Here is a 23,413-nt window from a genome sequence, read left to right on the forward strand (position 1 = left end):
TTTAGTGTATCACCCTAGGGGTTAATAGCAAGTAAATTGACAACAAAAAGCCCCGATTTCTCGGGGCTCATGATGCAAACGCTGATGGTGCGTTAAACCGAGAACGTCGCCACAATCGTGTTCAGATTGACGGCCAAGCGGGACAGCTCCTGGCTCGACGCGCTGGTCTGGTTTGCGCCCGCCGAGGTTTGTACCGCCAGGTCTCGGATATTGGTGAGGTTGCGATCCACTTCCCGTGCGACCTGAGCTTGTTCTTCAGACGCCGTGGCGATCACGATGTTACGTTCGGTGATCCGGCTCATGGCCTGGGCGATTTCTTCCAGGGCAAGACCGGCTGATCTGGCCACTTCGAGGGTGGTCGAGGCCTTGGCGTTACTCAGCTTCATCGAATCCACCGCTTCGTTGGTGCCTTGGTGGATGCCGGTGATCATTTGCTCGATTTCTTTCGTCGATTCCTGGGTGCGGTGGGCGAGGGCGCGAACCTCGTCGGCCACTACGGCGAATCCACGGCCAGCTTCGCCGGCGCGGGCGGCCTCGATGGCGGCGTTCAGCGCCAGCAGGTTGGTTTGCCCGGCGATGGCCCGGATGACTTCCAGTACCTTGCCGATGCCATTGATGCGTTTGGCCAGTTCACCCAGACGCTCGGCATTGAGGGTGACATCCCCGGACAGCGATTCAATCGACGCCACCGTTTTAACTACTTGCTCGCGGCCCTGCTGGGCGATGACGTCAGACTCTCTGGAGGCTTCTGAGGTGGCCACGGCATTGCGGGCAACTTCCTCAACTGCGCTCGTCATCTCATTCACCGCTGTGGCGGCCTGTTCGATTTCGGCGCCTTGTTGGATCAGGCCACGCGTGGCGTCGTTGGTCACCGAGCTGAGTTCTTCAGAAGCGGAGGCCAGCAAGCTGGAAGAGTCGGCGATACTGCGGATAGTTTCCCGCAGCTTCTGTTGCATGTCCTTCAGAGCGGCCTGCAACTGCGTGAGCTCATCGTTCCCGCTCACCTTGATCTCTTGGGTTAGATCACCGGAGGAAACGACCTGAGCGATGGACAGGGACTCTCTGAGGGGGCGAACGATACTGCGGGTGATCAGAACTGCGAGTAGCAGGGTGAGCAGCCCGGCGATCACCATTACGCCGATAACCAAGTGCTGGGAGCTTTGAAAAACATGCTCGGCATCAGCGGTAGCGCGTTCTGCACCGTCTTGATTGAACTTAGTCATTTCGGTCAGGGTGCTTGCAGCCTCGTCAGCCAGGGTACGCATTTCCTCGTTGGCAATCTTGGTTGCTTCAACGAGGTTGCCTTGTTGGGCGTGGGTGATCACCTGCGACTGATATTGTAGATATTCCTGCTGCTTTTTAGAGAATACCTTAAACAAATCCCGTTCTTTATCCAGCGTGATCATTTTGCTGTAGGCGTCCTGGGATTGGCTCAGGTGGGCCTTAAGTGATTGGATCTTGTCGATGACCTGCTGCAAAGAACGCGAATCCTGGGGGAGCAACAAGCGTATGTTCTGGGTGCGCAGCCTTAACATGTCCTGACTGGTTTCATTCAGCGCCACGATGCTCGGCAACCAGTTGCGATCCACCTCATTGGACGAGGCTCGCATAAGGGACATTTGCCACAGAGAAAAAAAGCCGAGGGCGAAAACCATCACTGCCAGCAAGCCGAACCCCACTGAAGCTCGGGTTGCAATACTCACGTTCCGAATATTCATAAAACTACCTCAATACGGGTTTGAATGGATTGCTCGTGTGCGTTGCGGAAGAAGGTCAAACCCTGTTTTGGGGCGGTGTCGTCAATATTCTTTATTTGTTGCCATCCGCCTGGATATAAAACCGCTGCACTTGCCTATCGTACCGCGCTACCGCTTCCAGCGCATCGGTTCCCCATCGGAATGGACTTTCTGACCCGGAAAGTGGCCTAAGTCGCCGCTTGTCGAAATATAACAATGTAAGTATATTGCCAGCCGATATTTGAATATTCGCCTGCAATAGCAGGGCGTTTCAGAACAATTGAACCAAGGAAACCCGCTGATGGAACTCGAACTGAATGATGTGACCCAAAAGGCCCCTGAACTGGTGCCGTTGATTGCCTCCAGCCGCCTGACGCTGAAGAAGCACAAGCTGGAAGATCACACTGCTCGCGTGGTGCTGGTACTGGACATCTCCGAATCGATGCGCCCGCTGTACGCCAACCGCCAGGTGCACGACCTCGTGGCCAAGACCATGGCCCTGGGCTTTCAGTTTGATGACAATGGCGAGATCGATGTGGTCGCTTTTGGTACCAAGGCCCACTACATCGGTGAGTACGGCATCAGCAACTACAAGCGTTGCGTCGATGACATCCTGAAGAGCCATACGCTCGAGTTCGGCACTCATTACGAGAAGCCGCTGGAAATGTTGCTGGAGAAGTACGGCGACAGCGATCTGCCCGTCTATGTCCAGTTCGTGACTGATGGTGACACCCAGCACCGTGAGGCCTCCGAGGCCATGCTGCGCAAGATGTCCAGCGCCCCAATTTTCGTGCAGTTCATGGGTTTGGGCCAGGCAATCATGCCTGCCGGCTTTGATAAAGCTGATGTTGCCGAGCCAACTCCTGCGGCTCAGCCGGCTGCCAAGCGTGGCCTTCTCAGCAGCTTGCTGGGCGCCGTGGGTATCGGTAAACCTGATCCAGTGGCACCGGCAAAGCCTGTAAAGAAATCCCGTCTGCCCGAGGGCTTCGAATTCCTGGTCAACCTGGACAACATGGAAGGGCGCAAGGTGGACAACGCGAATTTCTTTGCGATCAAAGACCCCGCTGCCTTTCCTGACGACAAGCTGTATTCCCTGTTGATGAACGAATACCCGCAGTGGCTGGTGGCGGCGCGTGAAGCCCGCATCCTGTAATATCGCAGTCATCAGTTGCTGAATCGAAGGCCAGAGGGGAAACGTTCGTGAAAAGTAAAACCAGTACCCTCGCGAGGCAGGCTACCAACAAAGTCTCCTTTCCAGCATGGTGGAAAACCCTGCTGGTCATGTTGGTGGCTGGTTCCACCTGCTGGGCGGCGATCTACTTCGAAAAAGCTGTTGGCGTTGCCCTGGTGATCGTGCCCTTCATCAGCTTCACCTACTGGTGTGATGAGGCCAACATCAATTGGAAAAACACACCGCTGCTGAAATCCGTGCTATTCCTCTTGATGGTGGCGCTCACTGTCACCTACGTGGTCGGCGCTTCAGAAGTGAGTCGCGTGATCCACCATAAAACACCGCTCTTCAATTCTGGCTGGATCTATGACCTGGCCTCGAAGGTCAACCGCCTCACAAGTTAAGTCCCGCTTGGGGATTCCCAAGCTGCAGATCGACAACAACTGGCTTGGAGCCAAGCGACATGCAAACCAAAGAAACCATCGTTGTGACTGTTTTCTACTGCGACGTCTGTGGTGCGAAATGTGGGAATGGTATGACCACCTACGAGCAAGATGGCAAAGAGGATCAACACGCTTGTGCTGGCGCGGACGAAAATCTGGTTCGCTGCAAGGATGTGCTCGAAAAGCGCATTGTCGCCGAGTGCCGCAAAAATCGGCAGGCAGACAAAGCGCTAAAGCAGTAAAGGGGTACAACGAATGGCTGGGGGAGGGGGAGTCGATTCCTCCGCCCTGGCGGCTCTCTTGGCTTGCTCGAAAATTTCTGGCACTACACCAAAACGACTTAACCTAATGGCTTGGAGTCGCCCGGCATGAAATCGCAACAAATGCGCAAAGCCGTTTTCTACTGCGATGTTTGCGGTGAACAATGCGGAACTGGCATGACCACGTTCGAGCGGCCAGACAAGGATTACCACGCCTGTAGGGGCTACCATGGTTCGGTGCCGTGTCGCGCCTTTCTCCTGCTCAAGCTGGAAGAGAAGCATGGTCAACAATCGAAATTAACCAAGAGCCGAGCACGATGAAGACAATCACTACAGACATGGCAACTGCCCTGAAGCATCTGGTCGACACCATCGATCTAAACGCCGAGCAGATTAAAGACGAGAACTGGATAGGTGCGGTCTGCGATGCTCGTGATGCCTTGCCTGAGAACACTGTTGAGGCCCTGACAAATCAGGGTAAGGGGAGGGTCGATGCCTTCGCCCTCGCTGCTGACAGTGCTTCGATCCTGGAACTGGCCGCCGATTGTGTGGAGCGCGGCTTGATGAACGAGGCGCTTCTTCACCTGGGCATGCTCAGCGTCAAGCTCCATGACCTGGCAGCCAAGGTCAAACCTAGCGGCCCGAAAAACTAACCTCGCCTACGATACGGATTGGAGATGACTATGCCCGGCACCGATCAACCTAAGTTGAACGTCGTTGATCAGTTGGTCAAGCAGGCCCTCCTGAGAGGCCCCTCAATGTACGGCAGCCGGCTTTCCGTGCTGAGTTCTGTCTTCTTTACGGGTGGTAATGGGTATTTCTGGAACAATGACGGTACCCTGGGTTCGCGCTACCCGGCGCCAACCTGCACCGAAATGAAATTCTCCGATCTGGACAGCCCTCCGGCGCCAGCTTCCGCACTGGATGTGGAGAGCGAGAAGTTCATTACGCCTTTTGAATTGGTTAAGCAGGCCAGGCATAAGCGCCTACGTGCCATCCGTACACTCATCGCCGAAGACATTGATTTGTATGCCCGGTATAACCTCATGGGCGACACGCTCGACGTCGAGTCATTAAGAAACTATTTCAGTATTTTTGAGCTTGATCGCGGCCTGATCGCGACGGCGCCCTATGAGGTGCTTGACCATGACTGGGCCAGGGCCATGATGGAGCTCTTGAATGAAGCGATACATACGTTGGGCGACGCTCTGCGCGTGAGAGATTCATCGTTCTCCCGAGAAACTGCTAACCCTCAGTTGCTGGGTTATTACGACAAGATTGAGGAATTGATTGGTAAGGTGGCCAAAGTGCCAGGACTGTACAACAAGTCAGCCATTCAAGGCATTATCGACCTTCTGGAGAAGGCCAAGGCCAAACGCGATTCAAATCCCAGCGCTGAAACTGGTCATTTAAACACCGACAATTGAACGAGAAAAACTCATGAAGACGTCGGCCACGCTCAAACATGTGAATGCGTACTATTCCTACGGGGAAAGGCGTGAATAAGATCGTATTTCTTGGCTTATCTCTTTGCGCGGTGGCCTTTCTGCTGTCTGGCTGCGCCACGCAAGATCCGTCCACCGTTGTCCCCCTAGGGCCAGGCTTTTTCGCCGGTGTGTGGCACGGGATGATCGCGCCCCTGGCCTTCATCGGCCACCTTTTCGATCAATCTATCGCTGTGTACGCGGTTCCTAACAATGGCGGCTGGTACACCTTTGGGTTTCTGCTCGGCCTGGGTGGTCTTTCCTCAGGCCCTATCGTGAAGATCGTCATCCGGAAACGGTGATGACGCGTCCTGGTAATCAACAATGAAGATTAATTGCCATAGCCCATATGGAATTCAGATAACCGGACGATGAAGCTTCCGATTCCGGCAGAAATCGCTGACCAGCTTAGCGTTCCAGGACTGCGTGCCGCGTCCTCTCCCTACACCGGCTTGCCAAAGGCCGAAGATAGCCTGCCCAACTACTTCAAAGCCGTCCTGGCGATTGCGCGACGTGAACAGTCAGTGCTGGCCAGTGAATCCATCGACGGAGAGATCTACCAACAGCGGTTGACCAGCCTCATCGATGACATGTTTGGTCATGTATTTTCGTTCGGATGGCTGTCGTCGAAAAATGATCACTTTGCTGGTTCAGCGCCCAACCTCAGGTTTGTGCGCCAGTTTCTGGCTGATTTGTTTTTACAGGGCGGGCCATTTCATGGCGGCGTGGCCAGCAAAATCCGATTTCGCCCCAATGAAATCCTCTGGGCGCCACTGGCCCACCTGATCTTGTCCAATCCTGAAGACACCCTGAACCTGAACGAAGCCATCTGGTTTCGCTTGGCCAGAGGCTATTTGGGCTGCACCGAGGACATGGGTACGGTTGGCCAGCAACGCTTCGAGCGTGACTTGAATTTGCTGTGCAACCGCATAGGCTTCGTTGAGCACCGTCCGTGGGTTCACGAAATCATGCAAAGTTTGCCTGGCCGAATGCATGGCTACGGCGAATTTAGCGAATTGTTGGAGTTGGGCGGGCTGGCCGGCCTGTTGCGGTGGGGCATCGACCTGGATGCCACCCTAAGGAGTGCGATGGAGGACATGGCTCAGTGCAGACTCGAGTTCTCCGGCTATGGCCGTCTGGTGGCAGGTGTCCTGAGTTTGGTCGAGCATTTGGAGAGGCAGGGAAGCATTGATGCGCCTATCGCTCAGCAACGCCGTGGAGTGCTTCTCCAAGCAGGCTTGGAGGCATGGCGGACGGCTGACAAGCGGCAGGAAGACAACTGGCTGCCTTCTCTTAATCGTGTCTTTGGGTGCGTGAATGCCGATATGACGCTAGCACAGTGGTTGGCATACAAGCATTTTGCGAATACGCAACTCGAGCGCTCACTGGCCCTTAAAGCCCTGAGAGCAGCCAAACCTGAGTTGGTCGTTGAAGCAATCTACGGTGCCGGCACTGCAGTTCAACAAGTGGGTCTGATTCGGGAAATTGGCGTGCAGCACGTGATACCTGAAAATGAGTGGTTGAGTCTGCTAGGATCAGCTTTCAGTACTGACCTTGGCCTATAGCCTTCATGGAGCATTAACGGTGAAAGTGTACTTGGATGATGAGCGCACCACGCCTGAAGGGTGGGTGAGGGTCTATTGGCCTGATGAGGCCATCCAGCTGCTTGAGGCTGGCGGTGTCGACGAGATCAGCCTCGATCACGACCTGGGTGACGATGATCGTGGTACCGGCTATGACGTGGTGCTCTGGATCGAAGAGGCGGTGGCTCTGCGGGATTTCACGCCGCCACAAATGTCTGTGCACTCGGCCAACAGTTCCGCCCGGCTCAAGATGGAATCGGGTATCCAGCAGATCCGGCGTTTGCACGAAGGGAAGCGGGCGGCACGTTGAGCCTGGTGACGCTCCTGTCGGATACTGGAGTATCGAAGAGTATTGAGGCGTGAGTGTCATGTCAGTTAACGATTTAGAGAACGCGCCTGATCGCTGGGTAGGCGTGAAGGCCTTCTATTCCGATCATCTCAGGAAGTCGCGAGAGCACCTGGCGGCGATTTCGAAGAGCAATCTGACAGCCGAACAGTTCGACACCTCTCTTACAGCAAAGGCTGTGACGGTAGTTAAGGATGCGCTGGCCGGTAAAGATGATGCAAAGACGCTCAGACCAGGGTTGCCCCTCGTACACAAACTGCTCAGCGACCTTTTTCTACCCGGTGGCCCTTTTCACGGGGTGCAAGTCGACACATTCGGCTTCATGCCCAACAATTCCCTGTGGGCTCCTTTGCTCCAGTTGTACCTGGAGCATCCTGGCGAGCTGCAAGGCCTGCAGGAGCCCCTGTTTAATTACCTGGCCTGGCTTCATATTGAGAGCCGAGAGGGCGTCCCAGCTAAGGATCGGTTGAGTTTTGTAGAGGACATGAGCTACTTGGCTGGACAGCTCGGCCCGGTTCATTACTGGCCGCTGGTGGCTGACGTGATGAGAAATTTCGGTAAGTTCGTTAGGAACTACACGGTACTCGATACGCTTCATGACGCGGGCGGCCTTGATACCCTGCTGAAATGGGACGCGGACATCCTGACGGTATGCGACAGAGGCCTCATCGACCTACCAACCTGTATGGCGCGTCCCCCGATGTACGCCAAGCTCGTGAGGATCATGTTTCAATTGACCGACCACCTTGAGGAGCAAGGAATTCTCTCTATTGAGGAGGTTGGCCGTCGTCGTGGAGTCTTGCTCCAAGCCGGGTTGGAAGCCAGCGGTAGGCTGAAAAGTAAGAATGAAGACGAGTGGAGGCCGCTGCTTGACCGCGTGGTTGGGTACAAAAATCTGCCCCTCACGCCGCGTCAGCTTTTGAGCTTCGTGAAGATTTATGAGGGCCGGGCCGGGTACGACGAGGCATTGGCCGAGCTAAAGGCCTTCGGATCGAAGGAAGTCGTGAAGGCAATTAAGACCGATTATGTGTCCGTCGAGCGTTCCGAGCGTATTCGCACGCTGGGCGTAGCGGATGGGATCAATCAAAACAAGCTGCTGCGGCTGACGGGCGAGGCTTTTTCCAGAGATCTTGGTCTCTAAAATCGCTCTAACGCGTAGGTGTGTGGTCGTTACCGGCATGGCCGCTCAGCAGTGAGCGGCCATTTCATTGAGCATAGGGTTCAGTCATGCTCTTCGAGGAAGATACGCCACATGCCGTGGTAGCTATCTTCTTTCCAGCTACCTTCGAGCATGCGCCCATCAGAAATGTGAAGGGTTCCCGTTGCTTGAAATCCTTTCCCAGTGATCAGGTAGTGACCTTTTCCATCGGCCACACCGACGTACTCCACTAGTTTGCCGTCCTGCATGTACTTGACTACCAGGGCTTCACCCGAGATTTCCACAATGCAATCTTCTTGAAGCCTTGTTTTGTCTTTTGGGTCTGGGTAGAACGAATCCATCTTGGATTTGCTATAGCGTTTCATAGTAACGGCAACCTTGTGTTTAGGGTTCGCAAAACGCTCGTCACACGGCCACAGTGGGCGGTTACGAGGGGGACATTGTTGCGCATCGGCAGGGCGGCGACTACCCAAAAACCATCTAAATTTCAAAACGTGAAGATGCAATGCTGCGCCTGCCCATGAGATCATGACTTAATGTGATTCAAACCAAAGATTTTAGGGACGGTCAACATGAGCAGCGAATGGCACTCGGCGTATAAAGACGCTTTTGGCGCACATTACTGGGCCGATCAAGATATTCCTACTCAGGACGGCTTCCATGAAGTCGTGCTTGACGCTGCAAATCGAATAAGCAATTCGATTAAGGAGCAGCCAAATTCAAACGAAGAAGCTCGACTGGAAAAACTGACAGAAGTTACACAAGAACTGTTAAAGCAGTTGACCGGAACACTGCATGGAGAACTCAATAAGTTCCATGAAGTTGAGAGTTTGGTAAAAGATCTGACATTATTGCGTAAGATTTTTTCTGAAGGCGGGCCATTCTCTGGCGTTCCTATTCTGATGCCGCCTGATTACCAGCCGTTCATTTTCCGAATCACACCTATTATTCACTTGTTGATTAAGGAGCCTGAAACGTTTGTTATATCGGGTTCTGGTGGCCTACCGCAGTTCCTGGCTGACCTCGAGCTTCTGCGTCCAGGTGAAATCGAAAAAGTCGGCAAGCTCCTTGGTGTGATCCAAGGGGTTGAACCGACCCTGAGCTTTGATGAGTTGATGGCGGATGTCCGATCCAACATACACGACCTCATTAGCAGTAATTCACGATTGGCGTCCGTTCAACGTCGCGGCGGTATTGAATACTTGCTGAAACACGATGCCGACGTGTCAGAGATCATTAAGAAATGCGATCACTCAATAGGTAATCATCTTTACATTGGAGAATCTATCGAACCGTTTACTCAGATTCACAGACTTACGGTTGACTGCTTGAACCATCTTGAAATAAAGAGTTTGATTACGCCCAGAAAAGCTGAAGCAATCCGGCAGCAACTACTATCAACAACTTTAACCAATGCAGCTCTCGCGACCGATAGACACGACTTTGATTGGGCCCCGATGATTAAGGCGGCTTACACCGAGGGTGCCGAAAAGAATCTGGAAGGCATCCTGTTTCTCACCTACATCCAATACACCCCGGCCAATGAACTGAATATGGCGATCATCAAAGAAAAAGTGGCTGACAAGGCGAATTATCTCAAGAGCGAACTCGAGGAGTTTTGCGATAAACGTGTTCGCAATGAGCTGGTTGGGAAGCTTGGCATCGAGCATTTGTACACCAGCAATGAACTGCTGATCATGCGGGGTGACCAATTCGCCGGAGATCTGGGTTTGTAGGCAAAGCCTGGCGAGCTAAGAGGGCGGGGCCCCTGATCTGCTCAGGAGCCCGCCAGCCATTACTTCACGGGCACCAGCTGCGCCCGAGCTTCTGGCGACAGCGAGTCAATCATCACCACCGGGAGGTCTTTCGAGGTTGGTGGCTGAGCGATGGGCGAGCCCATGTCCGCCGACACACCTTCAGGAAGCTTGTACATTGCGCCGGTCAGTGGATCCACGACCAACATGCCGATCACGCCGCCGAACAGAAGATTGCCCCAGTACCAGCCGCTGAGGCTCGAATTCAGGGTCACAACCTTGTCCGGGTAGCCCTCTTTCTTGAAGCGCAGGTTGTAGGTTTCACCTTTGAAGTAACCATGCCCAGATTTCAGGGTGATCGTACTTGGCGTGTTGCCCGAATGAACAACTTTTCCTTCCTTGTCGGTGATCTCGAAGGAGGCGCCGGTCGGGGCGCTGGATACCTGTACTGGGTATTTGCTGTCGCCGACAATGCTGGCGCAGCCAGAGGTCAGGATCGCTGCCATAGCGATAGCGGCGCCAAGCGTTTTACGAATGAACATGAACATATTCCTTTGTTGTAGGGCACTGCCGATGGGGCAGCTTTGCATGGGTCAATCTTCATCAGCGTATATGAAGTCCATAACGGAGCAAAAGCACGTGACGATAAACAAATACTGTATATTGCCAAACAGATGGCATGTCAAATTAGTGGCCCCTTTCATCGACAATGGCGCAGGAAATGAAGACACCTTTGAAATTCTTGGTAGCTGCGTTGGCCATGGCCACGGTTGCTACCGCTAATGCTTACCAAGTGGAAGATCAGCCGGAGAAAGGCTATTACCTGGTTTAGGTTAAGACGACAGCGCCACTCAGAGTGGCCGATAACTTTTGGGGCAACGAACTCGTGACCCCTCAACAGGTTCTTGATCGAAAATGTCCAGGCGCGAAGGTCTCTGAGATTAACGTCGCCACCTGGGAAAGATGTCACTGTGCGCAAATCGTCTTCGTCATGCCGCCCAATGGGTGCAAAGATGCCGGCGAATAAGCGTTGGCTGTACCGTGCGGGCAGTGGGCAAGAATGCCGGAGGCAGGTCGGTTGACCTGCCTGTCCGGTGGTGACGTTAGGCGTGCAGTGCAGCCCAGGCTTGTGAGGCTGCCATCGTCTTCGCATCCTTCTTGGTCGAAGCCCTGGCGCTGTGGGCAAATGCCCGACCGTTGACCTTGAAGGCCATCAGGCACTCAAAGATCGGTGGCGTCTCGCTGTGGCTGACGAAGTTGTAGTCCGGCATGGGCAGCGCCAGCTTCTGCATGAACTCCTGCACGGCGCCGACCGGGTTGGTTGTGGCCACGGTCGGAATGCTTTTCTTGGCCATGCTGACGGCCATGGTCAACTGTTCCAGGAGCAGGTGGGAGGCTTTTGCTTCGGCAGCCTTACGGGTGTCGCAGGGGCCGCTGCTCACTTTCATGGCCCTGCCATCAAATGCCATGCTGGCGCTGCACACGAAGGTTGGTTTGTGCGCTGGGCCCATGGTGGACACGGCAAAGGTCGGTGTTTTCAGGCGATGCTTAGTGCAGAACTCCAGCAGGGCACCCTTACTGTTCACGGGCACCGAAGTCAGTGTTTGAGCCGCTTGTGTGGCTGGCGTTGGGTCAGTGTCGACCTCAGTGGCAACCTCGGTGTGGCCGCCGTGGGGAAGGTTACAGGCCTTGGCGATCAGGATGGCGGTCGCGATCTGCTCCGCTTCCTTTTTGCGAGCCCCTTTGCCCTGGCTGGTGATGCGCTGATTGTTGGCCATCACCAACGACGCCTTGGCCCGAAAGCGGCCATTCACGGTGGTGCATTCGACGCTGTACTCACTGAACAGGTTAAGACTCGTGCCAAACAGGACGAGGTGCATGGCTTTGGTGGTGTATTTGAACAGCCACTCTGACATCGCCTGGGCGAGGTTGTCCGGGATCAGGGCCCTGTCTGTCTCCATGAACAGGCGGTCAATGACCCCGTCAGCGATGGCGCCGGTCTTGAGTCGACGGCAAATCTCGCCAGCCAGCGCGTCTCCAAAGAGATTGGACAAGCGAACGTTCCGCACGGCCATGCCCAACATGCTGTCGTCCATCTGCCGCAGCTTGCCGGCCTGCTCCATGACTTCAGCTTTGCGGGCAGCGGTTTCTTTGAACGACTCGCGGCGGGCTTCATGGCGCTCACGCAGGGTGTCGTTAATTTGGCTGGTGATGGCCCACAGCTCGTCCTGGGTGTACACGAAGTCGGTGCCGCTCAAGTGAGCCTTGAGCTGGCGCAGGTTGATCAGGTCAGGGTAGCGGCGTAGCGGCGAGGTGCCGTGGGTGTAGACCGGCAGGCTCAGCCCGTAGTGCCCTGCGGCAACCGGTTCGTACTTCGCTCGGCCCAGGAGGGTGTGCAGGCGGTCGCTGGCCACGGCCTTGTCTGCGTTGTTCGCAAACAGCAGGCTTTCGATGCTGGCCATCAATTCGCCGACTGGCGGTGCCGCCAGGGTGGCCTCGTGGTTGCGATACACCGCAGGAATGTTGTGTTTGACCAGGTAATCACCGAACAGGCGGTTACACAGGATCATCATTTCCTGCACCAGCACGTTGCCGACCGTGTCTTCCCGCGAGGTCAATTGTTGCAGATTGCCTTCCTCGTCAGTCATGAGGAACTGCTTGAGATCGTACAGGGCCAGTGCGCCGCGTTTGCGCCGGGTGGCCATCAGTGCCTGGGCCATGCGTACCGCGCAGGCAATCTGCTCGTGCAGCGGGTGTTCAGCGTCAGCGGCGATGCCTGGGATGTCTTCGTAGTGCAGTCGGTGCGCAACAGTGATGGTTTGCAAGGACGGGGTGAAGTCCAGCACCTGCAGCTCGCTGTCCAGGCGCATGGTGAACACGAAGGCGCTACGCGGCTTGCCGGCAGTCAGGCTGCACTTCTTTTCGCTGATGACGCTGGGCAGCATGCTGTCCCTGGCGTGATCGCGAACGTAGACAGTTGCGGCTTTCTCGCGAGCCTTGAGGTCGATAGGGGAGTTGGGTAAGACCAGGTCGGTCGGATCGGCAATGGCCACCACGACCTCGAAACCGTCATCGGTCTGTGAGATCTTGATGGCGTCATCCACGTCCTTCGTGGACGAAGAGTCGATGGTCACAAACACGGCTGTATCTTTCCCCATAATCGAATTAACTCCATTTCATTTCTGTGTGGTGCGAATTTTGTTGTGCAAACTATACCATTAAATTGACACCATGTAGCTACAAAAATCGACGCTCTTTACGCCGTATGTGCGCCGCCGACATACTGGAACAATAAGCTGGCGCTGTTGACGGGCTTCATTCACCACTGGGTGATGAGCGTGTCTGGCCTGGCGATCAGATACGTTGGAGTTTCACCTATGCGGCGCAATTACACTGATGAGCGGTTCCAGGAATCGTATAACGTGATGACGCCCGTTTTATCGACGGATGCGTACTACAAGCGATTGCTGGATATCGCCACTGAGGGCAAGGAAAAGCTCTTCGCCAGTGAGCCTGAGGGCGAGACAAGAACGGAACTGCACACGAAGGCTTTCAAGAACCTCTTTGGGCAGTACCTGGACGACAACCATACCGAAATTCAACAGGGCGAACCCGCCACCATCGTCAAGGGCCTTCAGTTCTTGCGCCGGCTGTTGTCGCCAGGTGGGCCTTACGCAGATCTGCCGCTCACGGGCGGTTACAGCTGTCTCGATTTTGATGAAATCCCCAGATATGCGCAGCTTGCTCACTTGGTCATCAAGGAGCCGGCAACCTTTGGGCATCTACGCGAAACTGTGTTCAAAGACCTGATTCACCATCAGTTGCAGTACCCAGGGCGCTTCCAATCCATGGTCAAGGCGATGGATAAGCTGAGCCAAATTGAGCCGACATTGTCGATCCATGAAGCGATTGCCGACATGGAAACCAACATTCACGACAATTTCCGCTCGTACGTGACGATGGCGGCCTTTCAAGAGAAGGGCGGTCTGGCTCGCCTGCTGGAGCGTGGTGCGGACATACCAAAAACCCTGCAGGCATGCTTGGAGATCGTGGAAGGGACGGAGGCGAACAACAAATCGTTCGCCAGCATGTTCCGCCTGACCTTGGATTGCATCCAACACCTGGAAGCGAAAGAGGGCATCTCCCTAGAGGACGCCCGTGCCAGCCGCAGTCAGCTGCTCCGAAACGCCCTGGAGGTGTCCGGGCGCCAAAAGAACAAAGACGCAAAGGTTTGGTCACCGATCATCCGCGAGCTGGCCGGCGCGGTCGACAGCTCGCTGCAACCCCGGCATCTACTCAGCTACCTGCACTACCTGACACTGGATGAGATCGATCCGAGCGCCCTCAAGCTCATCGCTGAAGTCGATCCGAAGTTGTTCAAGAAGTCCCTGAAGCGTGATTACCTGGAGCCTGTTCGCTTCGGGGTGATCCATAAGGCTGGATTCAAGCACCTTTTCTCCGAAAACGAACTGTTGGTCATGTGCGGGCACCAGTTCGCAGCTGACCTGGGGCTTTGAGATGACAGAACTTAAAGTGGCGAACAAGTACTACACAACATTATTGGAACGGGTCATCGATCAGAAGCAAAAAGTAGATCTGATTGAAACCGATCCTGCCAAAAGACTGGTGTTGCACAAAGGAGTCCTCCGTCAGTTCATTGAAGCATTTCTGCGTGCCAGTGAGAATGCTACGAATTCAACTCCGGTAAAGGCGAAAGGGCTGGCTTTCCTGCGCCAGATCTTTGCGCCGGAAGGGCCCTATCATGGTGTGACTATGGGGTCTTTCACCTTTCTTCAACCAGCTGAATGCCCAAAATTCGCCATGTTGGCGCATCTGGTTATCAGGGAGCCGGAAACCTTCGGGCATCTTCGCCAAGACGTGTTTTCTGACCTTGTGCACCACCAGTTGGTGTACCCGGCACGGTTTAGGGACATCAAAAAGTCGCTAAATGAGCTGGGATGGTTTGAGAACAACCTGCCCCTGGATGTGGTGATGGCCGATGCGGTGTCCCACCTGCACGAGCACCTGCGTGATTACACTACAATGGCTGCCTTCCAGGATCAGTGTGGTTTTGCCAGCCTGCTGGCGCATGGTTCCGATGTGAAAGCCACGTTGGATCGTTGCCTCGAGATCGTGGAGGGCACGCCGGCGAACAACAAATCCTTTTCCAGCATGTTTCGGTTGACGCAGGACTGCATCAATCACATCGAGCAGGAGGGGACTGATCCTGATCTGGTCGACGCGAGCCGCAAGCATTTACTCAGAAATGCGCTTGAGGTGTCAGGCCGGCAGAAAAGTAAGGATGCGGACGTTTGGGCGCCAATGATCCGCGAACTGGCGCACGCCCTGGATTACACGCTCGATACGCGCCACGTCCTCAGCTACCTGAATTACCTGCCCGCGCAGGAACAGGATCCGGCGATACGCCAGTACGTCGACAAGCTCGATGCTGCCGAGGTCAAGAAATGCATCAAACGCGATTATGTGAAGGATGAGCAGTACGCTTTCATCTGCCGTGCTGACCTTAAGCGGTTCTACACGGAAAACGAGTTGCTGATCCTGCTTGGCCACAAATTTTCTTCTGACTTGGGGCTTTGAGAATGAACATTACTGCCGACTTGATCGACCCAAGCGCAGATTTAACCCCAGAACAGGACAAACTGTTGGGTGACTTGCTCAATCGTGCGCTGAATGCAGGGAAGCGCCTTCAGTACGAACCCACCGCAGAACGGTTCGCTCAACGGTTTCTCGAAGAACTGAATGAAGATTTGGGGCAATTGAACCAAGTCTACCCAGCCGGTGGGAAGCAGTACGAAGAGAGCTACGCCAGCATGACCTTCAGTTGGAATTTGGCATTGATGTCATGCCCCGCGCCACTCCTGGACAGCCAGGTGATGGGTAGGACGTTGCGCACGGTGTTTAGCGAAGGCGGGCCGTTCGCACCTCTCATTGAGAGAACAACCTTCCGTTACCCGCCTGAGAAGGGGAAGCTGTACGCGGCGGTTTACCACCTGGTCATGAACGAGCCTGAACGGTACCAGCCGTGGCTCGCCAAGATTTCAGATCCGCTGGCGAAGATCGTGATGGGTCTTGGTGATGGATTTGATGCGTTCGCGAAGGAGCTGGAAGGCCTCAAGAAGACGTTTGGTGGCGAAACCCATATCGATGCTCTGGCGGATATCACCCGCAAGGCTCTGGAGGGTATGAACTACCACCCGAAGACCTTGAGGGAAGTCGGTGGTGTCCCGGCCCTGGCCGGCGCCGGCGTGGATATCTTCGGACTTGTCACCAAATTGTTGGAGACAATCAGGATCAGTGCACATGCGCCGCAGCTATTCAGTGAAAGTTACCACCTGATCATCGAGGCTATTGAGTTTCTGCATCAGACAGAGTTTTTAAACGACGAGGGGCGAGATTACAGGCTTCGTGATCTTGCCATGACCTGCTTTGACGAGCTCAACCGTACGCGCAATGAGAAGTGGCTCGACCGTGATTTCTGGGCCAAGGTCTTGCCTGATATGGCTAAAACCCTTCCACGTGAAAATTTTAACCTTCGCCGCATGTTGGATTTGATCAAGTACAGTGACCCGGATCCACAGTGGCTTGACGAGATCAAGCTGGCTGATAATTTCAAGCCTGAATACTTCAAGAAGCAGATGACCGACAACTTCAAGGCTGACGAGCTGTATAACGCGGTGACCAAACTGAGGACGCTGTACGTGTACTCGGAGAATGAGCGTCTGCAGATGCTGGCCGACCGCTTCTCCAACGACCTGGGGCTGTAAGATGAATACGACCGCCGTGGAAACACAGACCGAATTAAGCCAAGAGCAGAGCAAACGGCTGGACGAGCTGATCAATCGGGCACTTAACGTCTCGCAGCGCCTTCAGAATGAGCCAAGTGCCGAGATGTATGTACAACGGTTCCTCAAGGAAATGGACGAAGACCTGGAATCTCTTAAGCACATCTTTCCCGCTGGCGGAAAGGAATACGAAGACAACTTCGCCGGCAGCGTCGTTCTCTGGAATCGGGCGCTGTTGTCGTGCCCGGCCAAAATCTTAGATAGCCAGGTGATGGGCAGAACGTTGCGCACGCTGTTTGGCGAAGGTGGATTGTTTGCGCCCTACATTGAACTCACGACTTTCCAAACGCCCCCGGAAAAAGGGAAGTTGCTTGCAGCGCTGTACCACATGGCAATGAATGATCCTGCTAGATACCAACCGTGGCTCTGCAAAATTTCGACCCCGATTGCCTTGAACGTGATGGGAGTGGGCGATGGGCCCGAGGCCTTCGTCAAGGAGCTGGAAGGCCTGCAGAAGGCGTTTGGCGGTGAAACCCACATCGATGCCTTGCCCGAACTGACACGGAAGGCCCTCGAGGACATGGACAGGAGCCCAAGGTGGCTCCGGAAGATCGGCGGGATTCCTGCCTTGGCTGGCGCCGGCGTGGACATACCCACCATGTTGGACAAGTTGTTGAACACGGTCTGGAAAAATAACCATGCGCCTGCATGGTTTGGTGAGAGCTATAACCTCATCCGCGAGGCCATTGACCATCTCCATGAAACCGGGGAGTTGACCGACAAACAGCTTGAATCCAGGCGTCGCTACTTGGCCGTCACCTGCTTTGATGAGCTTCATCGCACGCGTGACGAGAAGTTTTTTGATAAGGTTTTTTGGGCCAAAGTGTTAAATGACATGGCGCCAGTCTTGCCGCGAGAGCGATTTGACGTTGGCAAAGTGCTGAATCTGATCAAGTACAGCGATCCTGATCCGCAGTGGCTTGAGAAGATCAAGCTGGCCGACCACATCGAGCCCGCCGTCCTGAAGGAAGCGCTAGGCAAGGCTTACCAGGCTGAGGATCTGTATGACGCTGTGGCCAAGCTGAGGGCGCTGCATGTGTACTCGGAGAACGAACGTCTGCATATACTGGGGAATCGTTTTCAGGCCGACCTGGGTCTTTGATAGCCCGCGACAAAGTGGTTAAATTGTCTGACAGGTAGACGTGTTCGAGGACTTGGTTTTAACACCAAGGGAGTTTACCCGCCGACCCGCAAGGGGCCCCAGAAACCACTGGGATAAAGAGCACTCGACAGCAACAAAAAAACCGCGCCCCGGCCAACGCCCCGGCGCGGTTTTTCATTTCCTGGGCTCCTTAAAGCACGCCGTGCTTCGAGAGCCAGTCGTACGCCAGAATCACGGCGATCACCGCCGAGCAGGTCACCATCGTCGGCGTTTCAGAAGCCATGTACCATTTGCCGAAGCGCTTGCCCATCGGCTTGATATCGTTGAACATTTGCAGCTCCTTTCTTGTTGTTTTAACCATTATGACAAGTTGTCTCTCGCCGACCAATGGTTAGTTTTGCTGGCGATTGGCCTTTGACAATCTGTCAATTGATGGGTATTGTCGCGACCACTATTTTTACGACTGAGATAACCCCGTGTCCCTCTGGTGTGAGTGCAAAGATTGCGGCGGTGTACAAGAGCATATCGTCTGCGAAAACAAGCTGATGGACATGCAGGTTGAAGTCTGGAAGTCGCAGCGCTGGGCCAACCGGCTGAAGATTGCGCTCATCGTGGGAGGCGCCGTGGCTCAGGCGTGGTGGCTACGGTAACGAGAGAATCGAATTTCCGGCACGACGGGCCGGCTAGCATCTTAGGGGATCGACTGTGAGATTGCGCAACCGATTTAACAGACTATGTTGCAACGCCTCCAAATTCCTGCGTGAGGGCAAAGGGGCCAACCAGAGCCGCCTGAAGGATGATCGCACGTGCACCCAATGTGGCTTGCCCACGGCGCTGTTGCTGGATGATGTCCTGAAAGGTGAACACACCTGTCCTTGTGGGGCCAGATACCGGGTTATTTCAGCGACATCCGATGCGTCCAGGCTTTGCAATAACGAATACGATGTACGGGCGATTTTGGCAAACTGCAACGTGAAGGTGATCCTGCCTTCAGCCATCCAATCTGAAAATCAAGAATAATTGGAACGTAGTGATGGATCTGGAACAGCAAATTCGAAAAATGGCGGCAAGTGGCACCAGCAAGGCTGCAGCGGCCCGCGTCATTGGTATTACCACGATCAAATTGAACATGATTTGCGAGTGTATCGAAGGCCTTCAGTGGAAGCCTAAAAAATCCAGCGCTAGCGGTGTTTGCCCCAATGAATCCAAGGACAAGTGGGGTTCTAACCTGGTTAAAGCCCGCGCCGCCCGCAAGGCCAACCTTACCCGTACGGTACGCGGTGTCACTGGCACCCTGAATGAGCTCTGCGCCCATTTCAACACCGCCGTGACCTACAGCACTGTTCAGCGACGCGTGAACGGGGGCATGGGTCTGGAAGAGGCGATGTTCTCAACCTCCAAGATGCCGGTAAAAGCGCCAAAACCGGTTGTGCATGGCTACGTGAGAGCCGGCTCTTCTGCGGTCGTTGAGCATCGTGCGTAAAGCGGCGGGCTGTGCGTCGACAAGTGTTAACGAAAGTGGTCAGCAAGTTTTTTGGCGAGCGCTCGATGTGGTTCTAACTTCAACCGAGCGTTCAGGGAATCAATAAAACCGAAGGTGTGCCATGGATCTGGAACAGCAAATTCGTCGATTGGTCGCGAGCGGATGCAACAAGACTGAGGTGGCCAACGTAATTGGCGTACCTCCTAAGAAAATCGCTCTGATGTGTGAGCATATCCAGGGTCTTGTCTGGAAGCCGAAACCGCGCCGTAAGCGGGCCAAGCAGTCAGTGCCTTATTTGGAGGCAAACCTGGTGAAGGCCCGTGCCGCCAGAAAGGCCGCATTGACGCATACCGTAAGGGGTGTCACCGGCACCGTCCTGGATCTCTGTGCGCACTTTAAAACACCCATCAGTTACAGCACCGTTAACCGGCGCGTGGCTGCCGGCATGGACTTGGAGGAAGCTATGTTCCTTCCCCGCCAAAGCAAAGGCGAAGTCCAAGCCAGAACCAAAACCAAGACATCGGCAAAATCGAAAAGACCTTGGATCAAGCTTGGCTACGTCCGAGGATCGGCTGGCGCGGTGATCGAGCATCGGGTCTGAGGCCTCCCTCAACATCAGATCAAAGCGATAGCCGCTTCGCGGAGAGGGCGACTTCTCTCCAAGCCTGGCCCCATCCCCATTTATTTTACTCCTGGAGACCCCGTGGATTTAGATCAGCAAATTCGTCAACTTGCCGCCAATGGTGTCTGCAGAAGAGAAGCAGCCCGTCATTTTGGACTGACTCCTGTTCAGTTTAGAAAAGCTTGCCTGGATCTTCCGGATTTACGCTGGGCACGAGCCATGCCCGATGCTGCCCATAGGGAGAAATTGAAGACCAATTTCGCCAAAGCACGTGACGCCAAATTGGAGAAATCCCGGCGCACCGTACGCGGTATCAAGGGAACTGTCGCTGAGCTGTGCGCTCATTTTGATGTAACCTCGAGCCCAAGAACCGTGCGCCAGCGCATGTTGGAGGGAATGACGTTGGAGCAGGCGCTCTTTCACTGCCAGCGTACTTCCAGGGTAAGGGACTGGTCGAATGTGGTTTTCCCCGAAACGCGAAAAATGGTGACCCAGCATGCTGGGTAAGCGCGTTCCAGGGGGTCAGAGCGGCATGACAAAGCTTGAATTGATCGAGGCCTTGGCCTCTTTCCCAGATGATACCAAGATCGTTTTGGATGGCTACGAGAGCGGATTTTGTGATGTTTTGGGGCTGGAGCTGGTTGATGTTGCGTACCAGCCCAATGGATCCTATTACGACGGCGCCTACCAGCGTGTTGATCCTGATTGCGAGGCCCCGTTAAAGGTGCTCAGCATTAAGGCAATCTACCAGACCGGTATGAAAGACTGAGCATCTGCGGCGCAAGCGCCACCCTATTGGATTGAGATCAAATGTCAATTTCGAAAGCCGACACCGTACCAACTTGGGGAGAGATCAACGCCACGATTCGTGAGCTATTCTTCAACGAGTTTCGCAACACCGTGTTCGGCGACTCCACACCCGTCGGGAAGGGCCTGCTGAGGCTGGTGGAGCATCTCAGGACGAAATCCTGCACCCGATTGACCTATGGGGAGCTGTGCGCGCTCCTGGGCGACGAGAGCGGCCCTGCCACGGATGATGCCCTGATCGGCAATGCCATCCAGTACGCCACCGGCTATCCGGGACTGCTAAAGCTGGCTTTTGAGCTGGATCCGGACGGTGAGCGCATCGAAGTGGCAAAAGAGCTGATCGGCGAGGCCCACCGCACCGGGGTCTTCAATCATCCAGCCGGTGGGCAACTGGCCGATTGGGAGAGCAAGGTCTACATCGTGTTCAAGCCTGGTGAGAAGCTGCCCAAGACCCTCGACGACAAATTGGAGATTCCCGCTTGAAAGAGCGTGTCTACCAGGTACTGCTGCCGGATGGCTCCCAGGTTTCCTGCCGATCCAACAGCGGCGATCAGGTGATCTGCCGGGCGCTGGTCGATACGGATTGCATGATCAGGGAATATGAGGAAGGGGAGTCGCACACCAATCGGTGGTTCGACTTCACCAATGACAATACCGGCGCCACGTCTTATGCCTTGTCCAATCTTGCCTTGAGAGCGCAGGTTCAGAAGCTCACCCTCGAACGTGATGCGATGACCAACCTGACCATTACACCTTACCAGGCCGAGAATTTGGCAAAAGTGCTTTCGCACAATTTCTCTAATGGCGCCTTGGCGGATCTGCACCTGGATCTGGTACTTAAGGAACTGGCCAAGCAGCTGAAATGCAATCCGCATCTCCTGAAGCCTGTGCCATTAACAGTGAAAATCTGGGACGACGAGCCGGATAACCCAGTCCTGCACACCAAGAAATAATCAGCGACTTAATGTCTGCTCAAAGGCCTAAGTCCTGGGAAAACAGCTTTCCTTGCTCCTGAAGTGACATTTTACGCACAATGTGTGGACAATCTGCCGCGTCAATGCCGGTTAGCTGCAGGTGTTCAGGCGTGACCCCCACCAATTTATCCAGGTAGCTGATCAGCTCTTTCTTCAAACCGGTGCTGGCCGCCGTGGCCGGTGCAAAGTAATCGGCCTGAAGCCTTTTGATCTCCTTGGCGGCGAAGTCATCGCTCCAGTGGCCACTCTGATCTACCGGCGCGTCTGAAAGCCTCACGCGATCAATCAGGGTGGCCAGAATCGTGGTAAGACTTGTCGGCAGATACGCCGCATGGCTTGCTGTTTCGTTGATTATGTTTAGTAGCGGTTCTGCAAGGCCTGGTGGTACAGCCCCGTCGGCCAGCATGATTTCGAGCGCTGGACTGTGACCACCCTGCAATTTCAGCAGTTCCAGTGCCCGAGTGTTGGTAAAACCGCTTTTCTCGATCAGCTTGTCAACGCAAAACTCAGGGATCAGAGCCTTGGTGTAGGTCAGAAGTCGATCCAGTCCGCTGGATTGACTCAAGTTCGATCCCTGGCGGCTGATGGAAAATAAAGCTAGCGGCCCGGTTAGAAGGTCTTTAACGCTCGGAAACAGGGCTCGCTCTGGCTGGAGGCCGATCACGTTGCGTAACCCCAGTCCGGCCCGCTTGAAGTGCTCGGGATGGGTGAAGAGGGCGCAAGTTATTAGTTGCTCGGCCAGGTCATCGTTGAACGAGTTGCTCGGTTCAAGTTTCTCTGCCCAGAAGCGGGCCTTGGCCGTCAGGACTTTGAGCACCAGCGCGGTGTCCTGAGTCTGCTCAAGCATCATGAATGCATCGGAAAGGAACAGGTGATCGAGTACATCGTACTGGAAGTAGCTTTCGCTGCTCGGCAGCAGGGTGTTCATCAGGTGCTCGTATTCGCCGAGGTCAAAGTCTTCCAAACTACGATTCAGGGTGTCCAGATTGCGCGTGTTGATCGATATCTCTAACCCGTGAGTGTGCAAGCTGCACTCACCGGTGATCTGCTCCATGTGCCGAAACCAGTGACGCATGTTCTGACCTTCGCCTTCGCGTCCCGCATGAAGTTCCTGCTCAAAGAGAGAGGAGTGCTTGGCGATCATCTGCTTCATAAAATCGAAAAAAATTTGCGTGGACTTAGGGCCGGCCAATAGCCCTGAGGTACAGATCAGCTGCTGTGGGCTCAGCCGGCTCAGCAGGTGCACCATGCTCTGGTAATTGAGGCCCCGTGAGCGGGTATCCGGCGCGACCATGCTCCAGATCTTTCCACCTTCATGGGCCAGGGCCATGATGACGGGCAGGTGTTCGTATGTGTCGTCGACGCGTTCGTAGCTGATGAGGTAGGCCTTTTTCTCTTCCCCGAGGTATTCGCCATCCTTATCCAGGATGATCGGCGGGAGGCTGTCCATGAAGCGGTGCAGCAACCCTTTCTGACTGACCTCTGCAAGATCCTTAGCGGTGGCGCAGTTGTCGGCCAGGAACGCCTCCAGTTGCGTCAGTACGGGGCCCAAGTGGCTTTGTGCAGCCGGAGATAGGGCCGCGAGGGTCTCGGGAGCGAACAGTTGCAGGGTAGCGGTCATAAATG

At 54.8% G+C, this 23,413-nt stretch carries 28 protein-coding genes; 22 read left to right on the top strand and 6 right to left on the bottom strand.

The annotated features are described in order from the left end of the window. Nucleotides 1-92: 92 nt before the first annotated feature. Entirely contained in the window at nucleotides 93-1,718 is a 1,626-nt protein-coding gene (locus NQL71_RS35525; protein ID WP_274644293.1) for a methyl-accepting chemotaxis protein, read from the bottom strand. A gap of 319 nt (nucleotides 1,719-2,037) precedes the next feature. Here NQL71_RS35525 and NQL71_RS35530 point away from each other — a divergent pair, with 319 nt between their 5' ends. The 10 genes from NQL71_RS35530 to NQL71_RS35575 all read left to right on the top strand — a co-directional run bounded on the left by NQL71_RS35530 (nucleotide 2,038) and on the right by NQL71_RS35575 (nucleotide 8,164). Then, nucleotides 2,038-2,889 (top strand): VWA domain-containing protein, encoded by an 852-nt coding sequence (locus tag NQL71_RS35530; protein WP_274644294.1) that lies wholly within the window; start codon nucleotides 2,038-2,040, stop codon nucleotides 2,887-2,889. A gap of 47 nt (nucleotides 2,890-2,936) precedes the next feature. Then, on the top strand, nucleotides 2,937-3,311 hold the full coding sequence (locus tag NQL71_RS35535) for a hypothetical protein (protein WP_274644295.1): 375 nt from the start codon (nucleotides 2,937-2,939) through the stop codon (nucleotides 3,309-3,311). A 59-nt stretch (nucleotides 3,312-3,370) separates the two neighbouring features. Next, the gene (locus tag NQL71_RS35540) at nucleotides 3,371-3,592 is read left to right on the top strand and encodes a hypothetical protein (protein ID WP_274644296.1); all 222 of its coding nucleotides are present in this window, start codon (nucleotides 3,371-3,373) and stop codon (nucleotides 3,590-3,592) included. Nucleotides 3,593-3,718: 126 nt separating this feature from the next. After that, nucleotides 3,719-3,931, top strand: a complete 213-nt coding sequence (locus tag NQL71_RS35545; protein WP_274644297.1) for a hypothetical protein — start codon at nucleotides 3,719-3,721, stop codon at nucleotides 3,929-3,931. Beyond that, the gene (locus NQL71_RS35550; RefSeq protein ID WP_274644298.1) at nucleotides 3,928-4,263 is read left to right on the top strand and encodes a hypothetical protein; all 336 of its coding nucleotides are present in this window, start codon (nucleotides 3,928-3,930) and stop codon (nucleotides 4,261-4,263) included. The genes NQL71_RS35545 and NQL71_RS35550 overlap by 4 nt, the downstream gene beginning before the upstream one ends. Nucleotides 4,264-4,293: 30 nt before the next feature. After that, the gene (locus tag NQL71_RS35555; protein ID WP_274644299.1) at nucleotides 4,294-5,037 is read left to right on the top strand and encodes a hypothetical protein; all 744 of its coding nucleotides are present in this window, start codon (nucleotides 4,294-4,296) and stop codon (nucleotides 5,035-5,037) included. Between the two features lie 71 nt (nucleotides 5,038-5,108). Beyond that, nucleotides 5,109-5,396: a hypothetical protein gene (locus NQL71_RS35560; protein WP_274644300.1), complete on the top strand. Its 288-nt coding sequence runs from the start codon at nucleotides 5,109-5,111 to the stop codon at nucleotides 5,394-5,396. Between the two features lie 69 nt (nucleotides 5,397-5,465). Next, the gene (locus NQL71_RS35565; RefSeq protein WP_274644301.1) at nucleotides 5,466-6,659 is read left to right on the top strand and encodes a hypothetical protein; all 1,194 of its coding nucleotides are present in this window, start codon (nucleotides 5,466-5,468) and stop codon (nucleotides 6,657-6,659) included. Between the two features lie 19 nt (nucleotides 6,660-6,678). Then, nucleotides 6,679-6,987 (top strand): cyclic-phosphate processing receiver domain-containing protein, encoded by a 309-nt coding sequence (locus NQL71_RS35570; protein WP_274644302.1) that lies wholly within the window; start codon nucleotides 6,679-6,681, stop codon nucleotides 6,985-6,987. Between the two features lie 58 nt (nucleotides 6,988-7,045). Next, entirely contained in the window at nucleotides 7,046-8,164 is a 1,119-nt protein-coding gene (locus NQL71_RS35575) for a hypothetical protein (RefSeq protein WP_274644303.1), read from the top strand. A gap of 80 nt (nucleotides 8,165-8,244) precedes the next feature. On the opposite strand, the gene NQL71_RS35580 is transcribed toward NQL71_RS35575, so the two are convergent. Further along, nucleotides 8,245-8,547: a hypothetical protein gene (locus tag NQL71_RS35580; protein ID WP_274644304.1), complete on the bottom strand. Its 303-nt coding sequence runs from the start codon at nucleotides 8,545-8,547 to the stop codon at nucleotides 8,245-8,247. Between the two features lie 207 nt (nucleotides 8,548-8,754). Between NQL71_RS35580 and NQL71_RS35585 the strand changes: the two genes are divergently transcribed. Beyond that, nucleotides 8,755-9,918 (top strand): hypothetical protein, encoded by a 1,164-nt coding sequence (locus NQL71_RS35585; RefSeq protein WP_274644305.1) that lies wholly within the window; start codon nucleotides 8,755-8,757, stop codon nucleotides 9,916-9,918. Nucleotides 9,919-9,977: 59 nt separating this feature from the next. Here the strand turns inward: NQL71_RS35585 and NQL71_RS35590 are convergent, their stop codons facing one another. Together NQL71_RS35590 and NQL71_RS35595 are read right to left on the bottom strand one after the other, a co-directional pair. Beyond that, complete coding sequence (locus NQL71_RS35590; RefSeq protein ID WP_274644306.1) at nucleotides 9,978-10,478, bottom strand: hypothetical protein; 501 nt, start codon at nucleotides 10,476-10,478, stop codon at nucleotides 9,978-9,980. A 561-nt stretch (nucleotides 10,479-11,039) separates the two neighbouring features. Then, on the bottom strand, nucleotides 11,040-13,094 hold the full coding sequence (locus NQL71_RS35595; RefSeq protein ID WP_274644307.1) for an RNB domain-containing ribonuclease: 2,055 nt from the start codon (nucleotides 13,092-13,094) through the stop codon (nucleotides 11,040-11,042). A 219-nt stretch (nucleotides 13,095-13,313) separates the two neighbouring features. Here NQL71_RS35595 and NQL71_RS35600 point away from each other — a divergent pair, with 219 nt between their 5' ends. From NQL71_RS35600 to NQL71_RS35615, 4 genes are read left to right on the top strand one after another with little or no spacing between them, the layout of a single operon-like run. Continuing rightward, nucleotides 13,314-14,453: a hypothetical protein gene (locus tag NQL71_RS35600; RefSeq protein ID WP_274644308.1), complete on the top strand. Its 1,140-nt coding sequence runs from the start codon at nucleotides 13,314-13,316 to the stop codon at nucleotides 14,451-14,453. Nucleotide 14,454: 1 nt separating this feature from the next. Beyond that, nucleotides 14,455-15,534, top strand: a complete 1,080-nt coding sequence (locus NQL71_RS35605) for a hypothetical protein (protein ID WP_274644309.1) — start codon at nucleotides 14,455-14,457, stop codon at nucleotides 15,532-15,534. Between the two features lie 2 nt (nucleotides 15,535-15,536). Then, a complete protein-coding gene (locus NQL71_RS35610; protein WP_274644310.1) occupies nucleotides 15,537-16,721 on the top strand; it encodes a hypothetical protein in 1,185 nt (394 codons plus the stop codon). Between the two features lies 1 nt (nucleotide 16,722). After that, entirely contained in the window at nucleotides 16,723-17,901 is a 1,179-nt protein-coding gene (locus NQL71_RS35615; RefSeq protein ID WP_274644311.1) for a hypothetical protein, read from the top strand. A gap of 190 nt (nucleotides 17,902-18,091) precedes the next feature. Here NQL71_RS35615 and NQL71_RS35620 read toward each other — a convergent pair whose 3' ends face one another. After that, entirely contained in the window at nucleotides 18,092-18,232 is a 141-nt protein-coding gene (locus NQL71_RS35620; RefSeq protein ID WP_274644312.1) for a hypothetical protein, read from the bottom strand. 145 nt (nucleotides 18,233-18,377) lie between these two features. Here NQL71_RS35620 and NQL71_RS35625 point away from each other — a divergent pair, with 145 nt between their 5' ends. The 7 genes from NQL71_RS35625 to NQL71_RS35655 all read left to right on the top strand — a co-directional run bounded on the left by NQL71_RS35625 (nucleotide 18,378) and on the right by NQL71_RS35655 (nucleotide 21,766). Then, nucleotides 18,378-18,551: a hypothetical protein gene (locus NQL71_RS35625; protein ID WP_274644313.1), complete on the top strand. Its 174-nt coding sequence runs from the start codon at nucleotides 18,378-18,380 to the stop codon at nucleotides 18,549-18,551. Nucleotides 18,552-18,934: 383 nt separating this feature from the next. Next, on the top strand, nucleotides 18,935-19,384 hold the full coding sequence (locus NQL71_RS35630; RefSeq protein ID WP_274644314.1) for a hypothetical protein: 450 nt from the start codon (nucleotides 18,935-18,937) through the stop codon (nucleotides 19,382-19,384). 121 nt (nucleotides 19,385-19,505) lie between these two features. Beyond that, nucleotides 19,506-19,985 carry a hypothetical protein gene (locus NQL71_RS35635; RefSeq protein WP_274644315.1) on the top strand — a complete coding sequence of 160 codons (480 nt, stop codon included), beginning with the start codon at nucleotides 19,506-19,508 and terminating at the stop codon, nucleotides 19,983-19,985. Nucleotides 19,986-20,087: 102 nt separating this feature from the next. Continuing rightward, nucleotides 20,088-20,513: a hypothetical protein gene (locus NQL71_RS35640; RefSeq protein ID WP_274644316.1), complete on the top strand. Its 426-nt coding sequence runs from the start codon at nucleotides 20,088-20,090 to the stop codon at nucleotides 20,511-20,513. After that, on the top strand, nucleotides 20,503-20,775 hold the full coding sequence (locus NQL71_RS35645; RefSeq protein ID WP_274644317.1) for a hypothetical protein: 273 nt from the start codon (nucleotides 20,503-20,505) through the stop codon (nucleotides 20,773-20,775). Before NQL71_RS35640 ends, NQL71_RS35645 begins: the two co-directional genes overlap by 11 nt. Before the next feature lie 41 nt (nucleotides 20,776-20,816). Beyond that, the gene (locus NQL71_RS35650; protein WP_274644318.1) at nucleotides 20,817-21,296 is read left to right on the top strand and encodes a hypothetical protein; all 480 of its coding nucleotides are present in this window, start codon (nucleotides 20,817-20,819) and stop codon (nucleotides 21,294-21,296) included. Then, complete coding sequence (locus tag NQL71_RS35655; protein WP_274644319.1) at nucleotides 21,293-21,766, top strand: hypothetical protein; 474 nt, start codon at nucleotides 21,293-21,295, stop codon at nucleotides 21,764-21,766. The genes NQL71_RS35650 and NQL71_RS35655 overlap by 4 nt, the downstream gene beginning before the upstream one ends. A 19-nt stretch (nucleotides 21,767-21,785) precedes the next feature. Here the strand turns inward: NQL71_RS35655 and NQL71_RS35660 are convergent, their stop codons facing one another. Beyond that, nucleotides 21,786-23,408: a hypothetical protein gene (locus tag NQL71_RS35660; protein ID WP_274644320.1), complete on the bottom strand. Its 1,623-nt coding sequence runs from the start codon at nucleotides 23,406-23,408 to the stop codon at nucleotides 21,786-21,788. Between the last annotated feature and the right edge of the window lie 5 nt (nucleotides 23,409-23,413).

It is taken from the genome of Pseudomonas serbica (assembly GCF_028823535.1).
Classification (GTDB): domain Bacteria; phylum Pseudomonadota; class Gammaproteobacteria; order Pseudomonadales; family Pseudomonadaceae; genus Aquipseudomonas; species Aquipseudomonas serbica.

Bases quoted from the DNA above. Each gene is read 5' to 3' on its own strand.
- NQL71_RS35525 (WP_274644293.1), bottom strand. From the start codon at position 1,718: ATGAATATTCGGAACGTGAGTATTGCAACCCGAGCTTCAGTGGGGTTC.
- NQL71_RS35530 (WP_274644294.1), top strand. From the start codon at position 2,038: ATGGAACTCGAACTGAATGATGTGACCCAAAAGGCCCCTGAACTGGTG.
- NQL71_RS35540 (WP_274644296.1), top strand. From the start codon at position 3,371: ATGCAAACCAAAGAAACCATCGTTGTGACTGTTTTCTACTGCGACGTC.
- NQL71_RS35545 (WP_274644297.1), top strand. From the start codon at position 3,719: ATGAAATCGCAACAAATGCGCAAAGCCGTTTTCTACTGCGATGTTTGC.
- NQL71_RS35550 (WP_274644298.1), top strand. From the start codon at position 3,928: ATGAAGACAATCACTACAGACATGGCAACTGCCCTGAAGCATCTGGTC.
- NQL71_RS35555 (WP_274644299.1), top strand. From the start codon at position 4,294: ATGCCCGGCACCGATCAACCTAAGTTGAACGTCGTTGATCAGTTGGTC.
- NQL71_RS35565 (WP_274644301.1), top strand. From the start codon at position 5,466: ATGAAGCTTCCGATTCCGGCAGAAATCGCTGACCAGCTTAGCGTTCCA.
- NQL71_RS35575 (WP_274644303.1), top strand. From the start codon at position 7,046: ATGTCAGTTAACGATTTAGAGAACGCGCCTGATCGCTGGGTAGGCGTG.
- NQL71_RS35580 (WP_274644304.1), bottom strand. From the start codon at position 8,547: ATGAAACGCTATAGCAAATCCAAGATGGATTCGTTCTACCCAGACCCA.
- NQL71_RS35585 (WP_274644305.1), top strand. From the start codon at position 8,755: ATGAGCAGCGAATGGCACTCGGCGTATAAAGACGCTTTTGGCGCACAT.
- NQL71_RS35590 (WP_274644306.1), bottom strand. From the start codon at position 10,478: ATGTTCATTCGTAAAACGCTTGGCGCCGCTATCGCTATGGCAGCGATC.
- NQL71_RS35595 (WP_274644307.1), bottom strand. From the start codon at position 13,094: ATGGGGAAAGATACAGCCGTGTTTGTGACCATCGACTCTTCGTCCACG.
- NQL71_RS35600 (WP_274644308.1), top strand. From the start codon at position 13,314: ATGCGGCGCAATTACACTGATGAGCGGTTCCAGGAATCGTATAACGTG.
- NQL71_RS35605 (WP_274644309.1), top strand. From the start codon at position 14,455: ATGACAGAACTTAAAGTGGCGAACAAGTACTACACAACATTATTGGAA.
- NQL71_RS35610 (WP_274644310.1), top strand. From the start codon at position 15,537: ATGAACATTACTGCCGACTTGATCGACCCAAGCGCAGATTTAACCCCA.
- NQL71_RS35615 (WP_274644311.1), top strand. From the start codon at position 16,723: ATGAATACGACCGCCGTGGAAACACAGACCGAATTAAGCCAAGAGCAG.
- NQL71_RS35620 (WP_274644312.1), bottom strand. From the start codon at position 18,232: ATGTTCAACGATATCAAGCCGATGGGCAAGCGCTTCGGCAAATGGTAC.
- NQL71_RS35630 (WP_274644314.1), top strand. From the start codon at position 18,935: ATGGATCTGGAACAGCAAATTCGAAAAATGGCGGCAAGTGGCACCAGC.
- NQL71_RS35635 (WP_274644315.1), top strand. From the start codon at position 19,506: ATGGATCTGGAACAGCAAATTCGTCGATTGGTCGCGAGCGGATGCAAC.
- NQL71_RS35645 (WP_274644317.1), top strand. From the start codon at position 20,503: ATGCTGGGTAAGCGCGTTCCAGGGGGTCAGAGCGGCATGACAAAGCTT.
- NQL71_RS35650 (WP_274644318.1), top strand. From the start codon at position 20,817: ATGTCAATTTCGAAAGCCGACACCGTACCAACTTGGGGAGAGATCAAC.
- NQL71_RS35660 (WP_274644320.1), bottom strand. From the start codon at position 23,408: ATGACCGCTACCCTGCAACTGTTCGCTCCCGAGACCCTCGCGGCCCTA.